We start from the raw sequence: 25,692 nt of genomic DNA on the forward strand, positions 1-25,692 counted from the left end.
CGGAAGGCGCGGGGCCGTCTTCGAGCCGGCGTCGGCTACGGCAGCGCCAGCATCCGCTCCAGCGCCAGCTTCGAGTAGCGGGCGACCTCGGGGTCGACCTGGATGCGGTTGACGAGCTTGCCCTCCGCGAGGGACTCCAGGGCCCACACCAGGTGCGGCAGGTCGATCCGGTTCATGGTCGAGCAGAAGCAGACCGTCTTGTCGAGGAAGACGATCTCCTTGCCCTCACTGGCGAAACGGTTCGCCAGGCGGCGGACCAGGTTCAGCTCGGTGCCGATGGCCCACTTGGAGCCGGCCGGGGCGGCCTCCAGCGCCTTGATGATGTATTCCGTCGAGCCGACGTAGTCGGCGGCGGCCACGACCTCGTGCTTGCACTCGGGGTGCACCAGCACGTTGACGCCCGGGATGCGCTCGCGCACGTCGTTGACCGAGTCGAGGGAGAAGCGGCCGTGCACCGAGCAGTGCCCGCGCCACAGGATCATCTTCGCGGCGCGCAGCTCCTCGGCGGTCAGCCCGCCGTTCGGGCGGTGCGGGTTGTAGACGACGCAGTCCTCCAGCGACATGCCCATGTCGCGGACGGCGGTGTTGCGGCCCAGGTGCTGGTCGGGCAGGAAGAGGACCTTCTCGCCCTGCTCGAAGGCCCAGTTCAGGGCGCGCTCGGCGTTGGAGGAGGTGCAGATCGTGCCGCCGTGCTCACCGGTGAAGGCCTTGATGTCGGCGGAGGAGTTCATGTACGAGACCGGGACGGTCACCTCGGCTATGCCGGCCTCGGTCAGCACGTCCCAGCACTCGGCGACCTGCTCGGCCGTGGCCATGTCGGCCATCGAGCAGCCCGCGGCCAGGTCCGGCAGGACGACCTGCTGGGCGTCGGAGGTCAGGATGTCCGCGGACTCGGCCATGAAGTGCACACCGCAGAAGACGATGTACTCGGCGTCGGGCCGGGCGGCCGCGTCGCGCGCGAGCTTGAAGGAGTCACCGGTGACGTCCGCGAACTCGATGACCTCGTCGCGCTGGTAGTGGTGGCCGAGGACGAAGACCTTGTCCCCGAGCTTCGCCTTGGCCGCGCGGGCGCGCTCCACCAGGTCCGGGTCGGACGCCGCCGGCAGGTCGCCGGGGCACTCCACGCCGCGCTCGCTCCGCGGGTCGGACTCCCGCCCGAGCAGCAGGAGGGCGAGGGGGGTGGGCTGGACATCCAAGGGCTGGGCGGTGGTCACGACACGCACCCTTTCTGTTCTGCGGACTGGCGCGGGCGGACCTCCCGCCGAGCCTTGTCGTCAATTTGACGTTATCTATCATAACTGGTTCATGTCACTTTGACGACGGCCATCGCGTCGATGTGACGCATTCCCGTTCGGCCGACCGGTGTGCGAGCATGAAAGACGGACATCACAGTCCACGCCCGGAATGAATCCGGGAACTCGGCGGTTGCTGGCGAGAGCAAGCAGTCCGCACCCGTACCGAACGACCCGGGAGTGAAGCAGATGTCCGTTCAGGACGAGAAGACCACGGTGAGCGACGGCATTCTCCTGTCCGACGCCGCTGCCGCGAAGGTCAAGACCCTGCTGGAGCAGGAGGGCCGCGACGACCTCGCCCTGCGCGTCGCCGTCCAGCCGGGCGGTTGCTCCGGTCTGCGCTACCAGCTCTTCTTCGACGAGCGCTCGCTCGACGGCGACGTCGTCAAGGACTTCGACGGTGTGAAGGTCGTCACCGACCGCATGAGCGCCCCGTACCTGGGCGGCGCCTCCATCGACTTCGTCGACACCATCGAGAAGCAGGGCTTCACGATCGACAACCCCAACGCCACCGGCTCCTGCGCCTGCGGCGACTCCTTCAGCTAGGACTGCCGCGAAGGGCGGCACCCCCACCCGGGGGTGCCGCCCTTCGCCGTTCCCGCACCGCCTCCGTCGCGCTACTTCTGCTGCTGCTCCCGCACGGTCTCGCCCGTCCCCAGGTCCACGACCTTGCGGTCGTCCAGCGGCCGGTCCAGCGTCACCGTCGTGTCGAAGTGCTTGAGCATCATCACGCAGTACCGGCCCGGCTCCTTCTCCGTGCCCGTGACCTTCACCGTCACCGCCGCCCCGGACTCCTCCTTCGCCGCCGTGTAGTCGTTGCACACCCCGCCCCAGAAGTGCAGGACCAGCTTCCTGCCGCCGTCGGTCGCGGTGTACGACTCCACGCGCATCACCCCGGACTTCGCCGGGCCGGACCCCGGCGTCCCGGCCGGGCCGCCCGGCGGGGGAGCGCTCTGCCGGGCGATGAACCCCGGGTCCACGGCCGGCTGGGCGATCGTGACCGTGTCGCCCTTGCCGCCGCCCGGCAGATCGGCCGTGAACAGCCACGAGGGCACCAGCGCCGGGCGTCCGCCGACGTACTGCGCGGACAGCCCCGCCACCGCGCCGCGCACGGTGACCGTCGCGGGCCCGGCCGGCTTCCCCTCGCAGGGCGCCGCGGCGTCGTCCTTGTACGGCACCGGCGTCGCGCAGCCGCCGACGGCCGGAGTGCCCGGCGCCGGAACCTTGTTGAGCTCGTCCAGCGCCCGGTCCGCGGTCACCAGCGGATAGCTCGTGCCCTTCGCCGGGAGCAGCAACCGTCCGCTGCCGCCGACCAGTTGCGCGTCGGCCCCGACCCGCAGACTGGTCTGCCAGCCGTACGTGGGCAGGGAGTCCACCACCGGGTCGGCGGTGACGATCCGTACGGCCCCGTACGTCTTGCGGGCGTCCGTCCTCGCGCCGTCCAGGCCCAGGGCCTTGAGCACGGGCGCGGCCACGCTCTTCGCCCTGTCCTCCGGCACGGGCTGCGAGGCCGCCGGGTCCGGGGGGAGGGACGGGGCGCCGTCACGGAAGGACGGACAGGCCGGCCCGGGGGAGGACTCCGGGGCCGGCCCGGGGGAGGACTCCGGGCCGGTCTCCTTCTTCGGGCCCGCGCCCGGCGGGTGCTCGCAGTGCGCCCCGCCGGGCACGCCGTAGCGCGAGTACGCCCAGTCGCCCGGCCCCTTCCGGCCCACCTGGAGGGTGGGGCCCGCCGCGTCGGGGGAGCCGCCGACCGTCCAGGTGTCCTGGACCAGCCGGGGCGTGCCCGGGACCCCGAGGGCCTTGGCGAGCGCCGCCACCTGGCCGGCGGTCACCTCGCGGTCGGCGACGCGCACGGCGCCGGTCCGCGGCCCGTCGGGCAGCTTCCCCTCCGCCCGGTAGCGCACCCCATGGGGGTCCGGCTCGCCGACCGCGATGCCCTGGGACGGGCCGCCGGAGCCGCTCGTACGGCCATAGCCGTCCAGCGCGAGCGGCGGGGGAGTGCCTGTGGCATCGGTCGCCCGGGGCGGGGCGCCGCCGCCACCGCCCGATGCCGTCGTCGCCCAGTACGCGCCTCCTCCGCCCGCCAGCAGCACCGCCGCCGCCACCGACGCCACCGCCAGAGGCGAGTGCCTGCGCCGCCGATTTCCGGGGCTGCCGCCCGGACCGCCGCCCTCGGTGCTCACCGCATCGCTCCTTCGCTCCGCTCAAAGTGATGTACAGCCGCATCCCCCTGGAAGGGGACGCCGCTTGGACGGAGCGCAGGAGCGAGCGGTTCCACCGGGATGGGCCCCGGCGGCTGTCTCAGTCGCCGTACTCGGACATTCCGTCCAGCAGCCGGGCCGACCGGGCGGGTACGGAGACCCCGTGGATGAGTGAGATCGGTGTTCTCCCCACTCGCCGGGTCTCCCGGGAGGCGGGGGGAACGGTCCAGTCGCGTGCCATCCGGGCGCAGTCCTCGCGCAGCTCGGCCAGTGACTCCGGGTCGGGTGCGGAGACGTGCGGAGTGACGTCCTTCACAGTCTTCGGCATATCCGCACCGTACGCATGGGAGAGCCCGCGATGAAAGACCTACTATTAGGTAGATTTACGTATTGAGTGGCGGGAAGCGGACCTGGTCATCCGTCCGGGACCCGGTAGCGTGGTGTGGCTCTGCTTGAGAGCCGTCGTTCTTTGTCACCCACCGTTACCGCCCCCAGGGAGCAGACCCGTCGTGCGTATCGCTGTCACCGGCTCCATCGCCACCGACCACCTGATGACCTTCCCCGGCCGTTTCGCCGATCAGCTCGTGGCGGACCAGCTGCACACGGTCTCCCTCTCCTTCCTCGTCGACGAGCTCGACGTCCGGCGTGGTGGCGTGGGCCCGAACATCTGCTTCGGCATGGGTCTGCTCGGTCTGAAGCCGGTCCTGGTGGGCGCCGCCGGCGCGGACTTCGCGGACTACCGCGCCTGGCTCGACCGCCACGGCGTCGACACCGCCTCCGTGCACATCTCCGAGGTCCTCCACACCGCCCGTTTCGTGTGCACCACGGACACCGACCACAACCAGATCGCGTCCTTCTACACCGGCGCGATGAGCGAGGCCCGCCAGATCGAGCTCCAGCCCGTCGCCGACCGCGTCGGCGGTCTGGACCTGGTCCTGATCGGCGCGGACGACCCCGAGGCGATGCTCCGCCACACGGAGGAGTGCCGCGCCCGCGCCATCCCCTTCGCGGCCGACCCCTCCCAGCAGCTCGCCCGTCTCGACGGCGACGACATCCGGGTGCTGATCGACGGCGCGGCCTACCTCTTCACCAACGAGTACGAGAAGGCGCTCATCGAGTCCAAGACGGGCTGGACGGGCGAGGAGATCCTGGCCAAGGTCGGCACCCGCGTCACCACGCTGGGCGCCCAGGGCGTGCGCATCGAGCGCCTGGGCGAGCCGGTGATCGAGGTCGCCCCCGCCCAGGAGGAGGCCAAGGTCGACCCGACCGGCGTGGGCGACGCCTTCCGCGCGGGCTTCCTCGCGGGCGTCACCTGGGAGCTGTCGCTGGAGCGCGCGGCCCAGCTGGGCTGCATGCTCGCGACGCTCGTCATCGAGACGCTGGGCACGCAGGAGTACGAGCTGCGGCGCGGGCACTTCATGGAGCGGTTCGCGAAGGCGTACGGGCACGAGGCCGCCGCCGAAGTCCAGGCCCACCTGGCCTGACCCTCCCCTGTGGGGGCTCCGCCCCCACACCCCCGGTTTTCGCCCACCCGCCCGCCCGATTACCCACACACGTCATGACGTTTCCGGGCAATCGGGCGGGCCGGTGGGGATCACCGCCGCGGTAGCGGCGGCGTCAGGCGCGGCGCCGCACCGTATACGCGACCCCGCGCTCCGCCGGACGTTCCCCGACGTATTCCTGCGAACGCATCTCGCACCACGCGGGAATGTCGAGCCGCGCCGCCTCGTCGTCGGACAGCACGGTCACGAGCCCGCCCACCGGCACATCCCCGATGACCTTCGCCAGCTCGATGACGGGAATCGGACACCGCTTCCCGAGCGAGTCGACGACGAGTTCGGCGGACGTACCGCCCCCGCCACCACCCCCCGCGGGGGACGGCGCGCCGAGGCGGTCACGCACCTCCGCGACCACCCCCGGCAGGACGCCGAGGAACTCCTCCACGTCCTCCGAGGAAACCCCCCGCGGCAGCGAAACCCGTACGTTCCCCTCCGACAGCACCCCCATCGCCCGCAGCACATGGCTCGGCTCCAGCGTGCTGGACGTGCAGGACGAGCCGGACGAGACCGAGAAGCCCTCGCGGTCCAGCGCGTGCAGCAGCGCCTCCCCGTCGACGTACAGGCAGGAGAACGTCACCAGGTGCGGCAGCCGCCGTACCGGGTCGCCGACGACCTCCACGTCGGGTACGAGCTCGGGCACCCGGGCGCGTACCCGGTCCACCAGCGCCCGCAGCCGCGAGGCCTCCTCCGCCGCCTCCGCGCGCACGGCCCGCAGTGAGGCCGCGGCGGCGACGATCGCCGGGAGGTCGGGAAAGCCCGGGGCGCGGCCGGACTCCCGCTCGTCCACCGGGCCGCGCGCCGCGAACCGCACTCCCTTGCGTACGGCCAGCAGGCCCACCCCCGCCGGGCCGCCCCACTTGTGCGCGCTCGCGGTCAGCAGTGACCAGCCCGGGTCGACCGGGCCCCAGCCGAGCGACTGCGCGGCGTCCACCAGCAGCGGTACCCCCGCCGCCCGGCACGCCTCGGCGACCTCGGCGACGGGCTGCTCGGTGCCCACCTCGTGGTTGGCGGACTGGAGGGCCGCGAGCGCGGTGTCGGGGCGCAGGGCCGCCGCGTAGCCGGCGGGGTCCACGCGGCCTGCGCGGTCCACGGGGACCCGGGTGACAGTGCCGCCCTCCGCCTCCAGTGCTTCGCACGAGTGGAGGACGGCGGAGTGCTCCACGGCCGACACCACCAGATGGCGGCCGGTCCGGCGGCGTCCGGCGAGCGCGCCGGCAATGCCGTCGTGCAGGGCGCGGGTACCCGAAGGAGTGAATGCGAGCTCGTCGGGCCGGCAGCCGACGGCCTCGGCCGTCGCCTCGCGCGCGGCGTCCAGCAGCAGCCGGGCGCGGCGGCCCTCGCGGTAGAGGCGGGCGGGGTCGGCCCAGCCCTCGTCGAGGGCTGCGAGCAGCGCCTGGCGGGCGACCGGGTGGAGGGGGGCGGCGGAAGCGGCGTCGAAGTAGGGCACATATGAACGCTAACCCCGGCCGAGGGCCATCGGCGGGGGGCGTTCCCGCCCTGCCGCGGCACCCCCGCCGACCCCTGCCGCCGAGGGCCGCCCGCAGGTGCTCTGGGCTGCGCGGACGTCCCCTTCTGACGGTCCTCCAGATGGCCTCCGGAGCCCTGGATTCCACCCCTTCGGGGACCGGACCGGCGCGTTGGGCACCCTCCCCGCGCGACCCCAAATAGCGTCCAGTAGGGTTTGGTCCGCATAAACATCCAAACCCCTGCCCGCAGCGGGCCGGCGACCGACCAGCGAGACGGCCGCAGCCGGCCGCACGGGCGAGACTCTCGGGAAGGCGCTACGTGAGTCCCAACGGCTCCGACCGCTCGTCGCGGCGCCCGGTGCGGCGGAAGCTGCTGCAGGCGCTGGCCGCGGGCGCTGTCCTGGCGACCGCCACCGGTTGCACATCGAAGGACTTTCCCCGCCTGGGCATGCCAACGCCCGTCACGGAAGAGGCGCCGCGGATCCTCTCCCTCTGGCAGGGCTCCTGGGCCGCCGCTCTCGTGGTCGGTGTCCTGGTGTGGGGCCTGATCATCTGGAGCGTCATCTTCCACCGGCGCAGCAAGTCGAAGGTGGAGATCCCCACGCAGACCCGGTACAACATGCCCATCGAGGCGCTGTACACCGTGGTCCCGATCATCATCGTTTCGGTGCTCTTCTACTTCACGGCGCGTGATGAGAACAAGCTCCTGACGAACCCTGACAAGCCGCAGCACGTCGTCAACGTGGTCGGCTTCCAGTGGAGCTGGGCGTTCAACTACATCGAGAACGTCGACGGCAACACCGCCACCCCGGCGACCCCGCTCCGTGAGAACAAGGAGCTCAACGCGATCCCGGACCGGTTCCTGAAGAAGGCGCCGCAGGGAGCGGAGGGTGTCTACGAGGTCGGCGTCCCCGGTGACCGCAACCCGCAGACGGGCAACCCGGGTCCGACCCTGTGGCTGCCCAAGGGTGAGACGGTCGAGTTCGTCCTCACTTCGCGGGACGTCATCCACTCCTTCTGGGTGGTGCCGTTCCTGATGAAGCAGGACGTCATCCCGGGCCACACCAACAGCTTCACGGTGACCCCCAACAAGGAGGGCACCTTCCTGGGCAAGTGCGCCGAGCTCTGCGGCCAGGACCACTCCCGGATGCTCTTCAACGTGAAGGTCGTCTCCCCGGAGCGGTACAAGGCGCACCTCAAGGAGCTGGCGGCCAAGGGCCAGACCGGTTACCAGCCGGCGGGCATCGCGCAGACGGATCACGCGAAGAACGCGGAGACCAAGAACAAGTGAGCATCCTCAACGAACCCCAGGGTGCCGCCGCCGCAACAGCCTCGGCAGCACCGCCCGTACGCCAGAAGCAGCCCGGCAGTCAGGTGATCAAGTGGCTCACCACCACTGACCACAAGACCATCGGCACGATGTACCTGGTCACGTCGTTCGCGTTCTTCTGCATCGGCGGCCTGATGGCGCTCCTCATGCGCGCCGAGCTGGCCCGTCCCGGCACGCAGATCATGTCGAACGAGCAGTTCAACCAGGCGTTCACGATGCACGGCACGATCATGCTGCTGATGTTCGCGACGCCGCTGTTCGCCGGATTCGCGAACTGGATCATGCCGCTTCAGATCGGCGCGCCCGACGTGGCGTTCCCGCGGCTGAACATGTTCGCCTACTGGCTCTACCTCTTCGGCTCGCTGATCGCGGTGGCCGGCTTCCTCACTCCGCAGGGCGCCGCCGACTTCGGCTGGTTCGCCTACTCCCCGCTGTCGGACGCGGTCCGTTCGCCGGGTGTCGGCGCCGACATGTGGATCATGGGTCTGGCCTTCTCCGGCTTCGGCACGATCCTCGGTTCGGTCAACTTCATCACCACGATCATCTGCATGCGCGCTCCGGGCATGACGATGTTCCGCATGCCGATCTTCACCTGGAACGTCCTGCTGACCGGTGTGCTGGTCCTGCTGGCCTTCCCGGTGCTGGCCGCCGCGCTGTTCGCCCTGGAGGCGGACCGTAAATTCGGGGCCCAGGTATTCAGTGCGGAAAACGGCGGAGCACTGCTCTGGCAGCACCTCTTCTGGTTCTTCGGCCATCCCGAGGTGTACATCATCGCGCTGCCGTTCTTCGGCATCATTTCCGAGGTCATTCCGGTGTTCTCCCGGAAGCCGATGTTCGGTTACTGGGGCCTGATCGCGGCGACGATTTCCATCGCCGGTCTTTCGGTCACCGTGTGGGCGCACCACATGTATGTCACCGGTGGCGTACTCCTGCCGTTCTTCTCCTTCATGACCTTCCTGATCGCGGTCCCGACCGGTGTGAAGTTCTTCAACTGGATCGGCACCATGTGGAAGGGCTCGCTGTCCTTCGAGACCCCGATGCTGTGGGCCGTCGGCTTCCTGATCACCTTCACCTTCGGTGGTCTGACCGGTGTCATCCTGGCCTCGCCGCCGATGGACTTCCACGTCTCGGACTCGTACTTCGTCGTCGCGCACTTCCACTACGTCATCTTCGGCACCGTGGTCTTCGCGATGTTCTCCGGCTTCCACTTCTGGTGGCCGAAGTTCACCGGCAAGATGCTGGACGAGCGCCTGGGCAAGATCACCTTCTGGACGCTGTTCGTGGGCTTCCACGGCACGTTCCTGGTGCAGCACTGGCTGGGTGCCGAGGGCATGCCGCGTCGTTACGCGGACTACCTCGCCTCCGACGGCTTCACCACGCTGAACACCATCTCGACCATCAGCTCGTTCCTGCTGGGCCTGTCGATCCTGCCGTTCTTCTACAACGTCTGGAAGACCGCCAAGTACGGCAAGAAGGTCGAGGTCGACGACCCGTGGGGCTACGGCCGCTCGCTGGAGTGGGCGACCTCCTGCCCGCCGCCGCGGCACAACTTCCTCACGCTGCCGCGCATTCGCTCGGAATCCCCGGCGTTCGACCTGCACCACCCTGAGATCGCGGCCCTGGAGCTCGAAGAGAACCTCGCGGCCGAGAAGGCCCTCGCGGGTGGCAAGGAGGCCGGCAAGTGAAGATCCAGGGCAAGATGTTCATCTGGCTCTCCGTCTTCATCCTCGCCATGGCGATCGTCTATGGCGTGTGGTCGAAGGAGACGGTCGGCACGACCGCGCTCTTCATGTCCTTCGGTCTGTGCATCATGGTCGGCTACTACCTGGCGTTCACCGCTCGCCGGGTGGACGCGGGTGCCCAGGACAACAAGGAGGCGGACGTCGCCGACGACGCCGGCGAGCTGGGCTTCTTCGCCCCGCACAGCTGGCAGCCGCTCTCCCTGGCGGTCGGTGGCGCCCTCGCCTTCATGAGCATCTGCTTCGGCTGGTGGCTCATGTACTTCTCGGCCCCGGTCATCCTGATCGGCCTCTTCGGCTGGGTGTTCGAGTTCTACCGCGGCGAGAACCAGAACCAGTAGGTTCCGCGCAGCACGCGACGGGCCCCACGCACCTCACGGTGCGTGGGGCCCGTCGCGTTGTTCACCCGTGTGCAGTCGCACCGGAAGCCGCGCGCGTCGATCCTTCCTACGGTGTGACCATGAGTCAGTCACCCCGACACAGCACGGTGCCGTTCTGGACCCTGCTGCTGTCCTCCGTGGCCCTGGTGGTGGTCACCGCGTGCGGCGGCTCGTCGAACCCGCTGGCCGACGAGCCCTACGACGCCACGGACGTCGGCCTGGCCGGCGGCGCCGGGGACGGTCAGAAGGCGGATCCCGGCAAACCCATCGAGGTGACCACCGAGGGCGGCGACCGGATCACGGACGTGACGGTCACGGACGCCTCGGGACGGCGCGTCAAGGGCGATCTGGACCCCGACGGCTCCCGCTGGCACAGCACCGGCGCCCTGTCCGCCGGGGTGCGCTACACCGTGCGCGTCAGCACGGAGGACGAGGACGGCGCCCAGGGCCGCCGGACGATGGATTTCGAGACCAGCCGGGCCAACAGGGTGCTCCGGGTCGCGTTCGGCCCGCAGAACGGCACCTACGGCGTCGGGCAGCCCATCACGGCCGAGCTCAGCGAGCCCGTCCAGGACCCCGCCGCGCGCGCCGTCGTCGAACGCACCCTCAAGGTGGAGTCCGAACCCGCCGTCCAGGGCTCCTGGTACTGGGTGGACAACAAGACCCTCCACTACCGCCCGCAGGAGTACTGGCCCGCCCACGCCACCATCGACGTGCGCGCCACCCTGGAGGGCATCAAGGTCGGCAGCGGCCTCTACGGCGGCCCCGTCAAGGGCGTACGGCTCACCACCGGCGACCGGGTGGAGGCAGTCACCGACGCCAGCGCCCACTACATGGCCGTCCTCAAGAACGGCCAGGAGATCCGCTCCATCCCCGTGACCACCGGAAAGCCCGGCTACGCCACCCGCAACGGGGTCAAGGTCATCCTGGGCCAGGAAGCCTTCGTACGGATGCGCGGCACGAGCATCGGCATCTCCGAGGGCAGTTCGGACGCCTACGACCTGCCCGTCTACTGGGCCACCCGGGTGACCTGGAGCGGTGAATACGTCCACGCCGCCCCCTGGTCCGAGGGATCGCAGGGGGCGGACAACGTCAGCCACGGCTGCACGGGCATGAGCACCGCCAACGCCAAGTGGTTCTTCGACAACGTGCGCGTCGGCGACCTCGTCAAGGTCGTGGGGAGCGCCGGGGCGACCATGACGCCCTTCGACAACGGCTTCGGCGACTGGAACATGCCCTGGAAGCAGTGGCGCGAGGGCAGCGCCCTGACCGCCGGGAAACGGGAGGGCGGCACCAGCCCGGCCGACACGGCCCGGCTGCGCCCCCGGCTCTAGCCGCGCCCGCCCGCGGCCGTCAGGCGCCCACCGACTGCCGCTGCCTCAGCAGCCCGGCCAGCGCGTCCACCAGGGCCACCGGGTCCACCGGATGGGTGACCGCCGCGTCGGCCCGGCTCCAGGTGGCCAGCCAGGCGTCCTGCGGACGGCCGATGAGCAGCAGCACCGGCGGGCAGCGGAACACCTCGTCCTTCAGCTGCCGGCACACCCCCATGCCGCCCGCGGGGGCCGTCTCGCCGTCCAGGACGCACACGTCCACCCGGTGCTCCTCCAGGGTCCGCAGCAACGCGGGCAGGGTCGCGCACTCCAGATACCGCACCTCGGGCACGTCGGCGGCCGGCCGCCGCCCCGCGGCCAGCCGCACCTGCTCCCGCTTGCTCGCGTCGTCGCTGTAGACCAGCACCGTGGCGGTCGTCCGCATCGTTCCTCCATGCTCGTGGGCAGGCAGGGCTGTTGTGCGCGGATGCTACTCCGCGAACACCGCCCGGGAGGAGGGGTCGGTGGCCCCCGCGGGGCGCCCGAAGTGCCGCTTCCTCCCTTTGGGGGACCATCCCAATGGGCCATACGAGCTGGGCATACGGTCTTGACACACCGAACGGCACCCCCCGGGGTGAGCGCGAGATAAGCGACCGACATAATGTCGGTCGTGGCGACAGCAACAGCAACAGATACCGGGCACGCGCACCCGTCGGTCAATCGACCGAACCTCACCAGCGTCGGAACCATCATCTGGCTGAGTTCCGAGCTGATGTTCTTCGCGGCCCTCTTCGCGATGTACTTCACCCTGCGATCGGTGACCGGCCCCGACCACTGGAAGGAAATGGCGTCCGCGCTGAACCTTCCGTTCTCGGCGACCAACACCACGATCCTGGTGCTCTCCTCGCTCACCTGTCAGCTCGGCGTCTTCGCCGCCGAGCGCGGTGATGTGAAGAAGCTGCGCCTGTGGTTCATGATCACCTTCGTGATGGGTGCCATCTTCATCGGCGGCCAGGTGTTCGAGTACACCGATCTGGTCAAGGAGAAGGGCCTCTCCCTCTCCTCCGACCCGTACGGCTCGGTGTTCTACCTGACGACCGGCTTCCACGGCCTGCACGTGACGGGCGGTCTCATCGCCTTCCTGCTGGTCCTGGGCAGGACGTACGCGGCCAAGAGGTTCACCCACCACCAGGCGACGGCGGCCATCGTCGTGTCCTACTACTGGCACTTCGTCGACGTGGTGTGGATCGGCCTCTTCGCCACGATCTACTTGATCAAGTAATCGGTCCTGTCCCGCACCGGACCAACAGTCCAGATCGACGCAGAAGATCCTGACACCGGGGTAATCCGTGAAAAAGCTCTCCGCACGACGACGCCATCCGCTGGCGGCGGTCGTCGTCCTACTCTTCGCGCTGGCGGTAACTGGGGGGCTGTACGCCGCGTTCGCGCCGGCCGACACGGCCAAGGCCGATGACAGCGCCCAGTCCCTCGCCATCGAGGAGGGCAAGAAGCTCTACTCCGTGGGCTGCGCAAGCTGCCACGGCACCGGCGGTCAGGGCACCACCGACGGGCCGAGCCTGGTCGGCGTGGGCGCCGCCGCCGTCGACTTCCAGGTCGCCACCGGCCGTATGCCGCTTCAGCAGCAGGGCGCCCAGGCGCCCCGCAAGAAGGCGATCTACTCCCAGGCCGAGATCGACCAGCTGGCCGCGTACATCGCCTCCCTCGGCGCGGGTCCGTCCCAGCCGACGAAGAGCCAGTACAGCCCGGAGGGCGCCGACATCGCGAAGGGCGGCGAGCTCTTCCGTACGAACTGCGCCCAGTGCCACAACTTCACCGGCAAGGGCGGCGCGCTCTCGAACGGCAAGTACGCCCCCTCGCTCGAGGGCGTCAACCCGAAGCACATCTACGAGGCCATGCAGACGGGCCCGCAGAACATGCCTTCCTTCCCCGACACCACGCTGTCGGAGAAGAACAAGAAGGACATCATCGCGTACCTCGACACGGTCAACAGCGACAAGACCAAGAGCCCGGGCGGCCTTGAGCTGGGCGGGCTCGGCCCGGTCAGCGAGGGTCTCTTCGCGTGGATCTTCGGTCTCGGCGCGATGATCGCCGTCGCCATCTGGGTCGCGGCCCACACCGCTAAGGCCAAGAAGTCATGAGTAGCCAAGACATTCCTGAAGAGACCCTGCCCGCCGCGCAGGGCGACGCGCACGGCGCCGTAGCCACCGCCGACGACCCGTTCGCCGACCCGGGGCTGCCGCCGCACGAGCACCGCAAGCAGGACATCGACGAGCAGGCCGCCGCGCGCTCCGAGCGTGTGGTCGCGTTCCTGTTCCTCCTGTCCATGCTGGCCACGGTCGGCTTCATCGCCGCCTATGTGTCCCTCCCGGTCGACAAGAGCATCTACGTCTTCCCGATCGGTCACATCAGCGCCCTGAACTTCTCGCTGGGCCTGACCCTCGGCGTGGCGCTGTTCTGCATCGGCGCGGGCGCGGTCCACTGGGCCCGCACCCTGATGTCCGACGTCGAGACCGCCGACGACCGGCACCCGATCGAGGCCTCCCCGGAGGTCAAGGCCAAGGTGCTGGCCGACTTCAAGGCGGGTGCGGAGGAGTCGACCTTCGGCCGCCGCAAGCTGCTGCGCAACACCATGTTCGGCGCGCTGGCCCTGGTGCCGCTCTCCGGTGTGATGCTGCTCCGCGACCTCGGTCCGCTGCCCGGCACCAAGCTGCGCAAGACCTCCTGGTCCGAGGGCAAGATGCTCATCAACCAGAACACCCTCCAGCCGCTGCGCCCGGAGGATGTCCAGGTCGGGTCCCTCACCTTCGCCATGCCCGAGGGCATGTCCGAGGAGGACCACGACTTCCAGAAGGAGATCGCCAAGGCCGCCCTGATGATCGTCCGGCTCCGCCCGGAGAACATCAAGGACAAGAAGTCCCTGGACTGGTCCGCCGACGGCATCGTCGCGTACTCCAAGATCTGCACTCACGTCGGCTGCCCGATCAGCCTCTACGAGCAGCAGACGCACCACGTGCTGTGCCCGTGCCACCAGTCGACCTTCGACCTCGCCGACGGCGGTCGAGTGATCTTCGGCCCGGCCGGCCACGCCCTTCCGCAGCTGCGGATCAAGGTCAATGACAAGGGCTACCTTGAGGCCATGGGCGACTTCTCCGAGCCCGTCGGTCCTGCGTACTGGGAGCGCGGATGAGTACTGCCACCACTGACAACCGCCGCAAGGCACCCGCTGGTGAGCGGGTCGCCGACTGGGCCGACGGCCGACTGGGCATCTACAGCCTGGCCAAGGTCAACATGCGGAAGATCTTCCCGGACCACTGGTCCTTCATGCTGGGCGAGGTCTGCCTCTACAGCTTCATCATCATCATCCTCACGGGTGTGTATCTGACGCTGTTCTTCCACCCGAGCATGAACGAGGTCGTCTACCACGGCTCGTACGTCCCCATGCAGGGCATGCGGATGTCCGAGGCGTTCAAGTCGACCATGGACATCAGCTTCGACGTCCGCGGTGGTCTGCTCATCCGGCAGATCCACCACTGGGCGGCGCTCATCTTCGTCGCGGCCATGCTCGTGCACATGATGCGCGTCTTCTTCACCGGCGCGTTCCGCAAGCCGCGTGAGGTCAACTGGCTGTTCGGCTTCCTGCTGCTGGTCCTCGGCATGTTCACCGGTTTCACCGGTTACTCGCTGCCGGACGACCTGCTCTCGGGCACCGGTGTCCGGTTCATGGAGGGTGCGATCCTCTCCATCCCGATCGTCGGCACCTACGTCTCGATGTTCCTGTTCGGGGGCGAGTTCCCCGGCTCGGACTTCGTGCCGCGGTTCTTCTCGATCCACGTCCTGCTGCTGCCGGGCATCATGCTCGGCCTGCTGGTGGCGCACCTGATCCTGGTCTTCTACCACAAGCACACGCAGTTCCCCGGCCCCGGCCGGACGAACAACAACGTGGTCGGCATGCCGCTGCTGCCGGTCTACATGGCCAAGGCCGGAGGCTTCTTCTTCCTGGTCTTCGGTGTGATCGCGGCCATCGCCGGCCTCGCGTCGATCAACCCGATCTGGGCCATGGGCCCGTACCGGCCGGACCAGGTGTCCACCGGCGCCCAGCCCGACTGGTACATGGGCTTCTCCGAGGGCCTCATCCGTGTGATGCCGGGCTGGGAGATCAACCTGTGGGGCCACACGCTCGTCCTGGGCGTGTTCATCCCGCTGATGATCTTCCCGCTGGTGCTGGCCGCCATCGCCGTCTACCCGTTCATCGAGTCCTGGGTCACCGGCGACAAGCGTGAGCACCACCTGCTGGACCGCCCGCGCAACGCCCCGACGCGCACCGCGTTCGGTGTCGCCTGGCTGACCTGGTACATGGTGCTGCTCGTCGGTGGTGGAAACGACCTGTGGGCCACCCACTTCCACCTGTCGATCAACGCCATCACCTGGTTCGTCCGGATCGGCTTCTTCGTCGCCCCGGTCGTCGCCTTCATCGCCACGCGCCGGATCTGCATGGGTCTCCAGCGCCGCGACAAGGAGAAGGTGCTGCACGGCCGCGAGTCGGGCATCATCAAGCGCCTGCCGCACGGTGAGTTCGTCGAGGTCCACGAGCCGCTCTCGCAGGAGCAGATGCACACCCTCACGGCGCACCAGCAGCCCGAGCCGCTCGAGCTCGAGCCCGAGGTCGACGAGAACGGCGTGGCCCGCAAGCTCGGGGCCGGCCAGAAGCTCCGCGTGAAGCTCTCGAAGGGCTTCTACGGCGAGGGGACCCACATCCCCAAGGCCACCGCGGACGAGTACCGGGAGATCACGAGCGGCCACGGCCACCACTGATCCCCCCAGCTGATCACTGATCGCCACGGCAAGAGCCCCGTCCAGTACTGGACGGGGCTCTTCGCCGTTCCCGGACGTGGATAGGCTGGACCGCGTAACGGGGGCCCTCGGAGGTCCCCACCAGGGACCGACCACAGGAGTGTGGACCATGAACGTGACCCCCGCAGGCGGCGAGCGCTCGGTGGCTCACACCTGGCCCGGCCTCCTGGACACCCTGCTGCGTGGAGTGGACCTCGGCGCCGACGACACGGCCTGGGCCATGGACCGGATCATGCGTGGGGAGGCCACCGACGCCCAGATCGCCGGTTTCGCGGTCGCCCTGCGGGCCAAGGGCGAGACGGTCGCCGAGATCTCCGGCCTGGTCCGGGCGATGTACCGGCACGCCAATCTCATCGAGGTGCCCGGCCCCAGCGTCGACATCGTGGGCACCGGCGGCGACGGAGCCAAGACCGTCAACATCTCCACCATGTCCTCGATCGTCGTCGCGGGCGCCGGGGCGAAGGTCGTCAAGCACGGCAACCGCGCCGCGTCCTCCGCGAGCGGCGCCTCGGACGTCCTGGAGAAGCTCGGGGTCAATCTGGAGCTGACCCCGCGCCGGGTGGTGGAGGTGGCCGAGGAGGCCGGCATCACCTTCTGCTTCGCGGTGAAGTTCCACCCCGCCCTGCGCTACGTGGCCCCCGCCCGCCGGGAGCTGGGCATCCGCACGACGTTCAACGTGCTGGGCCCGCTGACCAACCCCGCGCGGGTGAAGGCCCAGGCGACCGGCGTAGCGGACGCCCGGATGGCGCCGATCCTGGCCGGGGTGCTGGCCGAGCGCGGCTCCTCGGCGCTGGTCTTCCGCGGTGACGACGGGCTCGACGAGCTCACCACGACGGCCACCTCGCGGGTGTGGATCGTGGGGGACGGCCGGGTGCGGGAGGAGTCCTTCGACCCCCGGGACGTCGGCGTCGACCTGGTGCCCATCGAGGCGCTGCGGGGCGCCGACGCCTCGTACAACGCGGATGTGGCCCGCCGGCTGCTCGCCGGGGAGACCGGCCCGGTCCGGGACGCGGTGCTGCTCAACTCCGCCGCCGCGCTGGCCGCCCTGACGCCGACGGACGCGCCGCTCACGGAGCGGATCCGGGCCGGGATGGAGCGGGCGGCCGAGTCCATCGACTCGGGCGCGGCCCGGCGGGTGCTGGAGAAGTGGGTGGAGGCGAGCAACGCGTAGCCGCCTGCGGCGCGCTTTGTCCGGTGTCCGGTGGGCGGGATTTTCCCCGCTCACCGGGCCGTTGACCCGAAACGTATGCCATACTCCTGGCCAAGGTCACGAGTGACAGCAAATCGGCCCCGGCCTGCTGTCCGGCAACCCTCCTTCCGTGGCGGGGTGCCCCGGGTGATGACCAGGCCGCAGGCAGCGACGTCTGCGGCAAGCGCGGATCCCTCGCCAGGGATCCTGGTTGTCGAGGGAGATCCTTCCGTGTTGCAGCGAATGCGATAGGGCCGCTTCGGCCCCTTCTCCGGTACGCCTTCATCCATCGCCCTTACCGGGAGAATTCGCCATGTCCGCATGCCCTGTCGCCACCCTTACCGAGCCGCTGCCCGTCCTCGGTCGCGACGTCCGCGTCCCGCTCGCCGCCGGGGGCGAGGTGACCTACGCGGCGCTCGACTACGCCGCCAGCGCACCGGCGTTGCAGCGGGTGTGGGACGACGTCGCCGCCTACGCGCCGTACTACGGCAGCGTGCACCGGGGCGCCGGGTACCTCTCGCAGCTGTCGACCGACCTGTTCGAGGGCTGCCGGGCCACCGTCGCCTCCTTCCTCGGCTGCCGCGAGGACGACCAGGTGGTATTCACCCGCTCCACCACGGACTCGCTGAACCTCCTGGCGTCCGTACTGCCCGCCGGCTGCCGGGTGTTCGTCTTCGAGACCGAGCACCACGCCGCCCTCCTGCCGTGGCGGGGTGCCGAGGTCACCTGCCTCGACGCCCCCCGTTCGCCGAGGGAGGCCGTCGAGACGCTGGAGCGGGCGCTGGCCGACCGGGACCCTTACGGCCCGGCGCTGGTCTGTGTGACCGGCGCGTCCAATGTGACCGGTGAGCTGTGGCCCGTGAGGGAGCTGGCGGCGGCCGCGCACGCGCACGGCGCGCGCATCGTGCTGGACGCCGCCCAGTTGGCGCCGCACCACCCCGTGGACGTCGCCGAGTGGGACGTCGACTGGGTCGCCTTCTCCGGGCACAAGCTGTACGCGCCGTTCGGCGCGGGCGTGCTCGCGGGGCGCGCGGACTGGCTGCGGGAGGCCGAACCGTATCTGGCGGGCGGCGGCGCCAGCCGCAGGGTGGCCCGGAACGCGGAGGGCGGGGTCGAGGTCGAGTGGCACGACACCGTGGCCCGGCACGAGGCGGGCTCGCCCAACGTCATCGGCGCCTACGCCATCGCCGCCGCCTGCAAGGCGCTCCAGGAGGCCGGCTTCGACCGGCTGGTGGAGCGGGAGCGGGAGCTGATCGCGAGGGTGCGGGCCGGGCTGGCGGACGTCCCGGGGGTGCGGGTGCTGTCGCTGTTCGGCGAGGAGGCGCCGCGCGTGGGCGTCCTCTCCTTCGTCGTGGACGGCTGGAACAGCTCCCGCTTCGCGGCCGCGCTCTCCGCCGAGTACGGGATCGGGGTCCGCGACGGGCTGTTCTGCGCCCATCCGCTGGTGCGGGTTCTGCTGGACGGGGACCGGGACGCGGACGGCGAGTGCGGGTCCCCTGACGAGGGGCGCTCGGTGCTCAACGCGGTTCGGGTGAGCTTTGGGGCGGGTACGCCCGATGAGCATGTGGAGCGGTTTGTGCGGGCTGTGCGGGAGCTTGTTGTTCCGTAGTTCTTTGGGTGCGGGCCGACGTCGGCCGGTCGCGCCTACGCGGCGCCAGCCGCATTCGACACTGCCCCGCGGCCCTGCGGGGCGTCGGCTAGTTGTCCAGGCCGATCGCGAAAGCCGCTTCCAGATCGTGCTGGGAGTACGTGCGGAAGGCGATGTGGGTCTCCGTCGAGGCCACGCCCGGCACCTTGCTGATCCGGCCCGGGATGAGGTCCGCGAGGTCGTCGTGCCGGGCCACTCGCACCATCGCGATCAGATCGGCGCCACCGGTGACCGAGTAGACCTCGCTCACGCCCTCGATGGCGGCGATGCTCTCGGCGATCTCGGGGATCCGGTCCACGTCGGTCTTGATGAGCACGATCGAAGTGATCACGTCGGTTTGTCTCCTTCGATGGACCTGGCTGCGTCCTTCACTCTAGCCGCAGGTGTCCGAAGGCCCCAGGCGTAGCCGAATCCGAGTGCGAATCCCACGACGTGGGCCAGATAGGCGACCCCGGGGCGCCCGGCGTCCGTCCCCGTCGCCAGCCACTGGAGCGCGAACCAGAACAGCAGTACGGCCCAGGCGGGAAAGCGCAGCGGCAGGAAGAACAGGAACGGGAAGAGGCTGGTGACCCGCGCCCTGGGGAAGAGATAGAGGAACGCGCCGAGCACCCCGGAGATGGCCCCCGACGCCCCCACGAGCGTGCGTTCGGAGTGGGCGTGCACAGCCGCGTAGCCGAACAGGGCCAGATAGCCGGTGAGGAGGTAGCAGCAGAGGAACGCGGCACGGCCCAGATGGGCCTCGGTCATGGCGCCGAAGACGTGGAGGAAGAGCATGTTGCCCAGCAGGTGCAGCCAGTTCCCGTGGACGAAGAGCGCGGTGAGCGGGGTGCACAGAGCCCAGGGGGAGCCGTGGAGGAGCTCCTGGGGCACGACCCCCCAGCGCGCGAAGTAGTCGGTCTGGGCGGACAGCAGTCCGGGTCCGGTGCCGTAGGCCGGATTCAGGCCGGAGACGGGGCCGATCAGGAAGACCGCGCCGCAGACGGCCAGGACCGTCCAGGTCACCCAGGGGGTGCCGGCGTGGCTCGGGCGCCCTGCCGTTTCGATCATGGCCAGATCATGGCGTACCGGGCGCAACCCGTGCAGAGCGCCTCGCCGGGCCGTCCGTGCGGGCCGCACGCCCCGCGCCCGGCGACCGGCAGGCCGTAGGGTTACGGGGAGCACCCCGCGGACCACAGACGAGGACGGACGACACGATGGGCGTTGTTCCCCAGCCGACAGCCGGGACCCGGTGGCGCTGCACCCTGTGCGGCAACCTCACGCGTTTCGACGTCACGCGGACGACCAAGGCCGTGGAGTTCACGCACCTCGACCTGGCGGGGGAGCCCGCGGTGGAGGAGCGCGAGATCGTCAGTGAGACGATCGAGTCCGTGCGTTGCCGCTGGTGCAACGCCGTCGACCAGATCGAGCTGGTGGCCCGGCCGGGCGCCGATGCCTGACGAACGGGAGCGATAAGCGGTGGTGGAGCACACGGACGGCGTGGAGGCGGCCGGTGACGCCGGCGGGGCCGACGACGGCGTCGGCGAGGTGCTCGACCGCCCGCTGCCCGAAGGCATCAGGCGGCGGGTCATCGGGCTTGTCGCGGAGGCGTTCGGCGGACTGACGGTCGCGGAACTGCCGTCCCAGTTGCGGCAGTACGCCCGGTTCACCCCGTCCCGTCGGGCCAAGTTCGCGGGGAACGCCATGGCCGCCGCCGTGGAGAGCGACACGGCTTTCCGGCAGCGGATCTCCGCACGGCTGCGGGAGACCGGCTCGGAGCTGGCGGAGGCCCTGGAGGCCGGTTCGCCGCCGGCGGCGGCCGATCCGGAGGACGTGGCCGCCATGGCGTTCGTGCTGCGGCCGGCCGGCTGGGTCAAGCTGGTCACGGCCGCGGGCGAGGAGGCGGCCCGGGCGAGCGCCGAGCGGGCCGACGAGGAGGCCCGGCACGAGCTGACGCGGCTGCGCGAGGAGCTGGCCGCGGCGCGGGCGGAGGCGAAGGCCGAGGCCGACCGGGTCCGGGCCGAGCTGGAGGTCGTCCGGCGGGACACCGAATCGTTGCAGCGCAAGCTGCGCAGCGCGCAGAGCGACGTGCGGCGCGGCGAGGCGGCGCTGCGCAAGGCCCAGGGCGAGCTGGAGGCGCTGCGCGCCGAGGCCGCCGCCGAGAAGGCGGCGGCGCAGGGCGAGGCGCGGCGGACCAAGGCCCGGCTCACGGAGGCCGAGGCGGCCCTGGAGGCGAGCCGCCGGGCGACGCGCGAGGGCCGCAGCGTGGAGGACGTCCGGCTGCGGCTGCTGCTGGACACCGTGCTGGACGCGGCCCAGGGGCTGCGTCGCGAGCTGGCGCTGCCGCCGGTCTCCGTGCCCCCGGCGGATACGGTGGACGCGGTGCGGCCGGGCACGATGACGCCCCGGGACATCGCGACGCGGGCGCTGTCGGAGACCGATCCGGCGCTGCTGGACCAGTTGCTGGCGCTGCCTCAGACGCATCTGCTCGTCGACGGCTACAACGTCACCAAGACCGGCTATCCGACGATGCCGCTGGACAAGCAGCGGCTGCGGCTGCTGGGCGGGCTGGCGATGCTGGCCGCGCAGTCCGGCGCCGAGGTCACGTGCGTCTTCGACGGCGCGGAGCTGGCCGCCCCGGTGCTGCTGGCGCCGCCGCGCGGGGTACGGGTGCTGTTCAGCAAGCCGGGTGTGACGGCGGACGAGCTGATCCGTCAGCTGGTGCGGGCCGAGCCGCCGGGCCGGCCGGTCGTGGTGGTCTCCACGGACCGCGAGGTGGCGGACGGGGTGGCCAAGGCGGGGGCGCGGCCCGTGGCATCGGCCCTGCTGCTGAAGCGACTTGCACGCACCTGACCGTCAAGTGGTCATTACCGACTGTGTCAGGTTGGTAAAGGATGCGCCGCTGACCAAGATTTTTCGCACGAAAATTTGAACGGTGGCGACGGTGGTCACTAGGGTCGTGCCTCGAACCTTCATCCGGCAGTTCATCCGTTCGGGATGCGCGATGAAGGTCCCGCCGCGCCCCAGGACTTCGCGCGGCGGGCGGCCCAGAGAAGAAGGAGCTCGTCTCCGTGGCGTCCCACCGTCGTCCCAAGAAGCCGAGCCGCACTCGGGCCACCGTGCTCACCGCGACCGCGGCCATGGCCGTCGCCCTCTCCGCGCAGGCCGCGCACGCCGACACCAAGCTGTCGAAGTCCGAGGCCAAGGACCAGGTCGACAAGCTCTACGAAGAGGCCGAGCAGGCCACCGAGAAGTACAACGGGGCCAAGGAGCAGCACGACAAGCTGGAGAAGCAGGTCGGCGAACTCCAGGACAAGGTCGCGCGCGGCCAGGACGAGCTCAACCGGATGCGCGGCGCCCTCGGCCTGATAGCCACCTCGCAGTACCGCACCGGCTCGATCGACCCCACGCTCCAGCTGCTGCTCACCTCGGACCCGGACACCTACCTGGACCGGGCCTCAAGGCTCAACCAGCTGAGCGCCAAGCAGGCCGACACCCTCCGGCTGATGGCCGCCAAGCAGCGCGTCATCAAGCAGGACCGCGCGCAGGCCGCCGGCAAGCTCACGGACCTGGAGTCCACCCGCAAGGCGCTCGCGGACCGCAAGGACGAGATCCAGGGCAAGCTGGCCGACGCCCAGAAGGTGCTCAACCAGTTCAGCGAGAAGGAACGTGCCGAGATCAGCGGCGCGGACCAGAAGGGCTCCTCCTCCGGCGGTAAGACGTCCGGCGGCGGTAAGAGCGATGACAGCGGCCGCGCCAACCGCTCCGAGACCCGCCCGAACATCCCCGCGGGCTCCGGCCACGGCGCCGCCGCCCTGGCCTACGCGCAGAGCCAGGAGGGCAAGTCCTACGAGTACGGTGCGACCGGAATGTCCACCTGGGACTGCTCCGGCCTCACCCAGTGGGCATACGGCCAGGCCGGCGTCTCCCTCCCGCGCATCTCCCAGGACCAGGCCAACGCGGGCACCCGGATCTACGACCAGAGTCAGCTCAAGCCCGGCGACCTGGTCATCTTCTACGGCGACCAGCACCACGTCGGCCTCTACGCGGGCAACGGTCAGGTCTTCCACGCGCCCCGTACGGGTGCCTATGTGCGCTACGAGGCGATGGGCAACATGCCGTTCCAGTTCGGTGTGCGCATCGGCTGATCCGATCGACGTCGATGGGATCAACACCTCTGCTGAACCTCCGCCGTTCATCACTTCCGCCGCGCCATGCCGCCCTTTCGGGCGAATCGCGACTACGGCAAGTGACACCGCGCCCCGCCGATGACCTGCGTCTGACGGCGGGGCGCCGCTTTTCCCGCCCGCGAGGTCTTTGAACCGGGGGTGAGCGCGCCGCTACTGTCTGGCGCGCGGTACCCGGCCGTCGTCCGCCCGTCGACCGGGCGGCAGGGTCCGCACACAGTGGAAGGGAGTGCGGCACCCCGTGGCGTCCCATCGCCGTTCGCAGTCCGGTCTCACCCAGAGTGTCCGGGTCACCGTCCTGTCCGCCGCCATGGCCACCGCCGCGGCCGCCTTCTCGGCGGCCCCCGCGCTCGCCCGGCCCGGTGCCCCCGCCGACGACTCCAAGGCCCCCGGGACGGTGAAGGCACAGCTCGACCGGCTCTACGAACAGGCCGAGCGGGCCACCGAGAAGTTCAACGCGGCGGGGGAGCGGGCCGACGCCCTGCGGGAGCGCGTGGAACAGGTCGCCGACCGCGTCGCGCGCGGCCAGGAGAAGGTCAACCGGATGCGCGACGCCCTCGGACTGATCGCCACCGCCCAGTACCGCCACGGTGCCGTGGACCCCGCCATCGAGCTCATCCTCTCCTCGGACCCCGACGGCTACCTCGACAAGGCCGCCACCCTCGACCGCGTCACGGGCCGTCAGGCCGAGCGGCTGCGCGCCCTGCTGGCCGCCCAGCGCACCCTGCGCCAGGAGCGCCAGGAGGCCGCCCGCACCCTCGCCGAGCTGGAGGACAGCCGCCGGGCGGTCGAGCAGCACAAACGGGAGGTCGAGGACAAACTCGCCACCGCCCGCCGGTTGCTCAACTCCCTGCCGGACGCCGACCGCGAGCAGTACGCCCGCGCCTCGCGCTCCGAGGAGCGCTCGGGCGGCCCGCTGCGGGCCGCCGCCCTGCCGTCCCTCGGCGACGTCACCGAGGCCGTCGGCTCCGGCCGGGGCCTCGCCGCGGCCATGGCGGTCCGCCAGGCCGTCGGCTCGCCCTACGCCTGGGGCGCCACCGGGCCGGGCGCCTTCGACTGCTCCGGGCTGATGCAGTGGGCGTACGGGCGGGCCGGGGTGGGCCTGCCGCGCACCTCGCAGGCGCAGCGCAACGCCGGGCGGCACGTCTCCCTCTCCCATGCCCGCCCCGGAGACCTGGTGATCTACCGCGACGACGCCAGCCACGTGGGGATGTACGTGGGCAACGGCCAGGTCGTGCACGCGCCCTACCCGGGGGCGCGGGTGCGCTACGACCGGGCCGACATGATGCCCATCTCGTCCGTCACCCGCCCCTGAGGGCGGCCGCCCGCACGGTGCGTACGATGCGGGGGTGACGGACGGTGACGGTGGCGGCGGCAGGCCGATCGGGCGGCGGGCGGTGTGCGGCCTCGGACTCGGGCTCGCCGCGGCCGCGCTGACGGGCTGCGGTCCCGGCGCCCCCGCCGATCCCCCCGAGCCGGACGAGGCGTCCGTGCGGCGGCTGCTCGACCGTTGGGCGGCGGCGGTACGGCAGCGGGACGAGAACGCGTACCTCGCCGTCATCGACCCCGCAGCCGACGGCTACCGCGCCGAGCGCCGCCTGGTGTTCGCCAATCTCGCCGCCGTGCCGCTGGCCTCCTGGGAGTACCGGCCGGTGCGGCTCGCGGGCACGGTGGCCGAGGCGGAGGTGCGCTACCGGCTCGCGGGGTACGACACGGCTCCCGTCGCCGCCCCGCTCCGGCTGACGCTGACGCGGCGGGACGGTCGCTGGTACGTGGCCGGGCAGGAGGCCGGGCACGTGGCGGGGCAGCTGTGGGAGCAGGGCCGGGTCACGGCCGTCCGGGGCGGGCGGAGCCTCGTCCTGGGCGTGGGCCAGGACGAGCGACTGCTGCGCGAGGTGGCAGGCCTCGCGGACGCCGCGGTACCGGCGGTGGACGCGGCGTGGGGCGGGCGCTGGGCGAAGTGTGTGGTGGTCGAGGTGCCCGCCTCCCTGGAGCGGATGGGCGCCCTCCTGGAGACGCCCGCCGCGAACTACCGGGGGATGGCGGCCGTGGCCACGGGCGACCGGGTCGTCGTCAATCCCGAGGCGTACGGGGAGCTCGGCGACTTCGGCCGGCGGATCGTGCTCACGCACGAGACGGTGCACGTCGCGACGCGGGCGGTGACGACGGCGGCCACGCCGAAGTGGCTCTCCGAGGGCTTCGCCGACTGGGCCGCGTACCGGGGCACGGACCGCACGGCCCGGCAGGCCGCCCCCGAACTCGCCGCGTCCGTCGACGCGGGCGACCTGCCGTCGGGGCTGCCCGCGAACGGCGACTTCGCCTTCACGGGCGAGGCGGGGCGCTTGGCGCGGGCCTACGAGGGGGGCTGGCTGGCCTGCCGCCTGATCGCGGAGGGGTGGGGCGAGGGGACGCTCGCGGCGTTCTACCGGGGGGCCGGGGAGGGGAAGGACGGCTTCCGGGAGGTGTTGGGGGTGAGCGCGGGGGACTTCACGACACGGTGGCGCTCGTATGTGGCGGGCGCCTTTTGAGATGCCGCGCGTTGT

The 25,692-nt window shown here is 70.7% G+C and carries 24 protein-coding genes and 1 riboswitch; of the genes, 17 read left to right on the forward strand and 7 right to left on the reverse strand.

The features are described 5' to 3' along the window. Positions 1–35: 35 nt before the first annotated feature. Entirely contained in the window at positions 36–1,223 is a 1,188-nt protein-coding gene (gene nadA, locus AB0E98_RS02010; RefSeq protein ID WP_361697549.1) for a quinolinate synthase NadA, read from the reverse strand. A gap of 258 nt (positions 1,224–1,481) precedes the next feature. Here nadA and erpA point away from each other — a divergent pair, with 258 nt between their 5' ends. After that, positions 1,482–1,838 carry an iron-sulfur cluster insertion protein ErpA gene (erpA, locus tag AB0E98_RS02015; protein ID WP_121798529.1) on the forward strand — a complete coding sequence of 119 codons (357 nt, stop codon included), beginning with the start codon at positions 1,482–1,484 and terminating at the stop codon, positions 1,836–1,838. A 71-nt stretch (positions 1,839–1,909) separates the two neighbouring features. On the opposite strand, the gene AB0E98_RS02020 is transcribed toward erpA, so the two are convergent. Continuing rightward, positions 1,910–3,475 carry a hypothetical protein gene (locus AB0E98_RS02020; RefSeq protein ID WP_361697552.1) on the reverse strand — a complete coding sequence of 522 codons (1,566 nt, stop codon included), beginning with the start codon at positions 3,473–3,475 and terminating at the stop codon, positions 1,910–1,912. Positions 3,476–3,593: 118 nt separating this feature from the next. Further along, the gene (locus AB0E98_RS02025) at positions 3,594–3,821 is read right to left on the reverse strand and encodes a hypothetical protein (RefSeq protein ID WP_229351237.1); all 228 of its coding nucleotides are present in this window, start codon (positions 3,819–3,821) and stop codon (positions 3,594–3,596) included. Positions 3,822–4,002: 181 nt separating this feature from the next. On the opposite strand from AB0E98_RS02025, the gene AB0E98_RS02030 reads away from it, so the two are divergent. Beyond that, the gene (locus tag AB0E98_RS02030; RefSeq protein ID WP_126913794.1) at positions 4,003–4,977 is read left to right on the forward strand and encodes a carbohydrate kinase family protein; all 975 of its coding nucleotides are present in this window, start codon (positions 4,003–4,005) and stop codon (positions 4,975–4,977) included. Positions 4,978–5,110: 133 nt separating this feature from the next. Here the strand turns inward: AB0E98_RS02030 and AB0E98_RS02035 are convergent, their stop codons facing one another. Then, positions 5,111–6,499: an aminotransferase class V-fold PLP-dependent enzyme gene (locus AB0E98_RS02035; protein WP_361697554.1), complete on the reverse strand. Its 1,389-nt coding sequence runs from the start codon at positions 6,497–6,499 to the stop codon at positions 5,111–5,113. Positions 6,500–6,837: 338 nt separating this feature from the next. Here AB0E98_RS02035 and coxB point away from each other — a divergent pair, with 338 nt between their 5' ends. The 4 genes from coxB (at position 6,838) to AB0E98_RS02055 (ending at position 11,301) form a co-directional block, all read left to right on the forward strand. Further along, positions 6,838–7,809 (forward strand): cytochrome c oxidase subunit II, encoded by a 972-nt coding sequence (coxB, locus tag AB0E98_RS02040; protein ID WP_361697556.1) that lies wholly within the window; start codon positions 6,838–6,840, stop codon positions 7,807–7,809. After that, positions 7,806–9,533 carry a cytochrome c oxidase subunit I gene (gene ctaD / locus AB0E98_RS02045; protein WP_361697558.1) on the forward strand — a complete coding sequence of 576 codons (1,728 nt, stop codon included), beginning with the start codon at positions 7,806–7,808 and terminating at the stop codon, positions 9,531–9,533. The genes coxB and ctaD overlap by 4 nt, the downstream gene beginning before the upstream one ends. Further along, positions 9,530–9,928, forward strand: a complete 399-nt coding sequence (locus AB0E98_RS02050) for a cytochrome c oxidase subunit 4 (RefSeq protein ID WP_229351300.1) — start codon at positions 9,530–9,532, stop codon at positions 9,926–9,928. The genes ctaD and AB0E98_RS02050 overlap by 4 nt, the downstream gene beginning before the upstream one ends. Positions 9,929–10,047: 119 nt before the next feature. Beyond that, positions 10,048–11,301 (forward strand): Ig-like domain-containing protein, encoded by a 1,254-nt coding sequence (locus AB0E98_RS02055; protein WP_361697560.1) that lies wholly within the window; start codon positions 10,048–10,050, stop codon positions 11,299–11,301. 19 nt (positions 11,302–11,320) lie between these two features. Here the strand turns inward: AB0E98_RS02055 and AB0E98_RS02060 are convergent, their stop codons facing one another. Continuing rightward, positions 11,321–11,722 (reverse strand): hypothetical protein, encoded by a 402-nt coding sequence (locus AB0E98_RS02060; protein ID WP_361697562.1) that lies wholly within the window; start codon positions 11,720–11,722, stop codon positions 11,321–11,323. Between the two features lie 216 nt (positions 11,723–11,938). On the opposite strand from AB0E98_RS02060, the gene AB0E98_RS02065 reads away from it, so the two are divergent. The 6 genes from AB0E98_RS02065 to AB0E98_RS02090 all read left to right on the forward strand — a co-directional run bounded on the left by AB0E98_RS02065 (position 11,939) and on the right by AB0E98_RS02090 (position 18,947). Further along, positions 11,939–12,559, forward strand: a complete 621-nt coding sequence (locus tag AB0E98_RS02065) for a heme-copper oxidase subunit III (RefSeq protein WP_311614361.1) — start codon at positions 11,939–11,941, stop codon at positions 12,557–12,559. Positions 12,560–12,626: 67 nt separating this feature from the next. After that, entirely contained in the window at positions 12,627–13,436 is an 810-nt protein-coding gene (locus tag AB0E98_RS02070; RefSeq protein WP_311614360.1) for a cytochrome c, read from the forward strand. Then, the gene (locus tag AB0E98_RS02075; protein WP_361697565.1) at positions 13,433–14,485 is read left to right on the forward strand and encodes a Rieske 2Fe-2S domain-containing protein; all 1,053 of its coding nucleotides are present in this window, start codon (positions 13,433–13,435) and stop codon (positions 14,483–14,485) included. Before AB0E98_RS02070 ends, AB0E98_RS02075 begins: the two co-directional genes overlap by 4 nt. Further along, positions 14,482–16,110: a cytochrome bc complex cytochrome b subunit gene (locus AB0E98_RS02080; RefSeq protein WP_361697567.1), complete on the forward strand. Its 1,629-nt coding sequence runs from the start codon at positions 14,482–14,484 to the stop codon at positions 16,108–16,110. The genes AB0E98_RS02075 and AB0E98_RS02080 overlap by 4 nt, the downstream gene beginning before the upstream one ends. A gap of 148 nt (positions 16,111–16,258) precedes the next feature. Then, complete coding sequence (trpD, locus tag AB0E98_RS02085; RefSeq protein ID WP_361697569.1) at positions 16,259–17,320, forward strand: anthranilate phosphoribosyltransferase; 1,062 nt, start codon at positions 16,259–16,261, stop codon at positions 17,318–17,320. Positions 17,321–17,414: 94 nt separating this feature from the next. Then, a riboswitch (SAM riboswitch) is annotated at positions 17,415–17,531 on the forward strand. A gap of 120 nt (positions 17,532–17,651) precedes the next feature. Beyond that, complete coding sequence (locus AB0E98_RS02090; protein ID WP_361697571.1) at positions 17,652–18,947, forward strand: aminotransferase class V-fold PLP-dependent enzyme; 1,296 nt, start codon at positions 17,652–17,654, stop codon at positions 18,945–18,947. 88 nt (positions 18,948–19,035) lie between these two features. Here AB0E98_RS02090 and AB0E98_RS02095 read toward each other — a convergent pair whose 3' ends face one another. Both AB0E98_RS02095 and AB0E98_RS02100 read right to left on the reverse strand, forming a co-directional pair. Further along, positions 19,036–19,317 (reverse strand): Lrp/AsnC ligand binding domain-containing protein, encoded by a 282-nt coding sequence (locus AB0E98_RS02095; protein WP_311614355.1) that lies wholly within the window; start codon positions 19,315–19,317, stop codon positions 19,036–19,038. After that, positions 19,314–20,033: a rhomboid family intramembrane serine protease gene (locus tag AB0E98_RS02100; protein WP_361697573.1), complete on the reverse strand. Its 720-nt coding sequence runs from the start codon at positions 20,031–20,033 to the stop codon at positions 19,314–19,316. Before AB0E98_RS02100 ends, AB0E98_RS02095 begins: the two co-directional genes overlap by 4 nt. Before the next feature lie 146 nt (positions 20,034–20,179). On the opposite strand from AB0E98_RS02100, the gene AB0E98_RS02105 reads away from it, so the two are divergent. The 5 genes from AB0E98_RS02105 to AB0E98_RS02125 all read left to right on the forward strand — a co-directional run bounded on the left by AB0E98_RS02105 (position 20,180) and on the right by AB0E98_RS02125 (position 25,677). After that, the gene (locus tag AB0E98_RS02105; protein WP_361697575.1) at positions 20,180–20,422 is read left to right on the forward strand and encodes a hypothetical protein; all 243 of its coding nucleotides are present in this window, start codon (positions 20,180–20,182) and stop codon (positions 20,420–20,422) included. 22 nt (positions 20,423–20,444) lie between these two features. Beyond that, entirely contained in the window at positions 20,445–21,815 is a 1,371-nt protein-coding gene (locus AB0E98_RS02110) for an NYN domain-containing protein (protein WP_361698129.1), read from the forward strand. Between the two features lie 218 nt (positions 21,816–22,033). Continuing rightward, the gene (locus tag AB0E98_RS02115; protein WP_361697577.1) at positions 22,034–23,110 is read left to right on the forward strand and encodes an NlpC/P60 family protein; all 1,077 of its coding nucleotides are present in this window, start codon (positions 22,034–22,036) and stop codon (positions 23,108–23,110) included. Positions 23,111–23,390: 280 nt separating this feature from the next. Next, the gene (locus tag AB0E98_RS02120; RefSeq protein WP_361697579.1) at positions 23,391–24,464 is read left to right on the forward strand and encodes an NlpC/P60 family protein; all 1,074 of its coding nucleotides are present in this window, start codon (positions 23,391–23,393) and stop codon (positions 24,462–24,464) included. A gap of 118 nt (positions 24,465–24,582) precedes the next feature. Then, a complete protein-coding gene (locus tag AB0E98_RS02125; protein ID WP_361698131.1) occupies positions 24,583–25,677 on the forward strand; it encodes a hypothetical protein in 1,095 nt (364 codons plus the stop codon). The last annotated feature ends 15 nt before the right edge of the window (positions 25,678–25,692 follow it).

The sequence above is a fragment of the Streptomyces sp. NPDC037389 genome (genome assembly GCF_040636475.1).
Classification (GTDB): Bacteria; Actinomycetota; Actinomycetes; order Streptomycetales; family Streptomycetaceae; genus Streptomyces; species Streptomyces hesseae.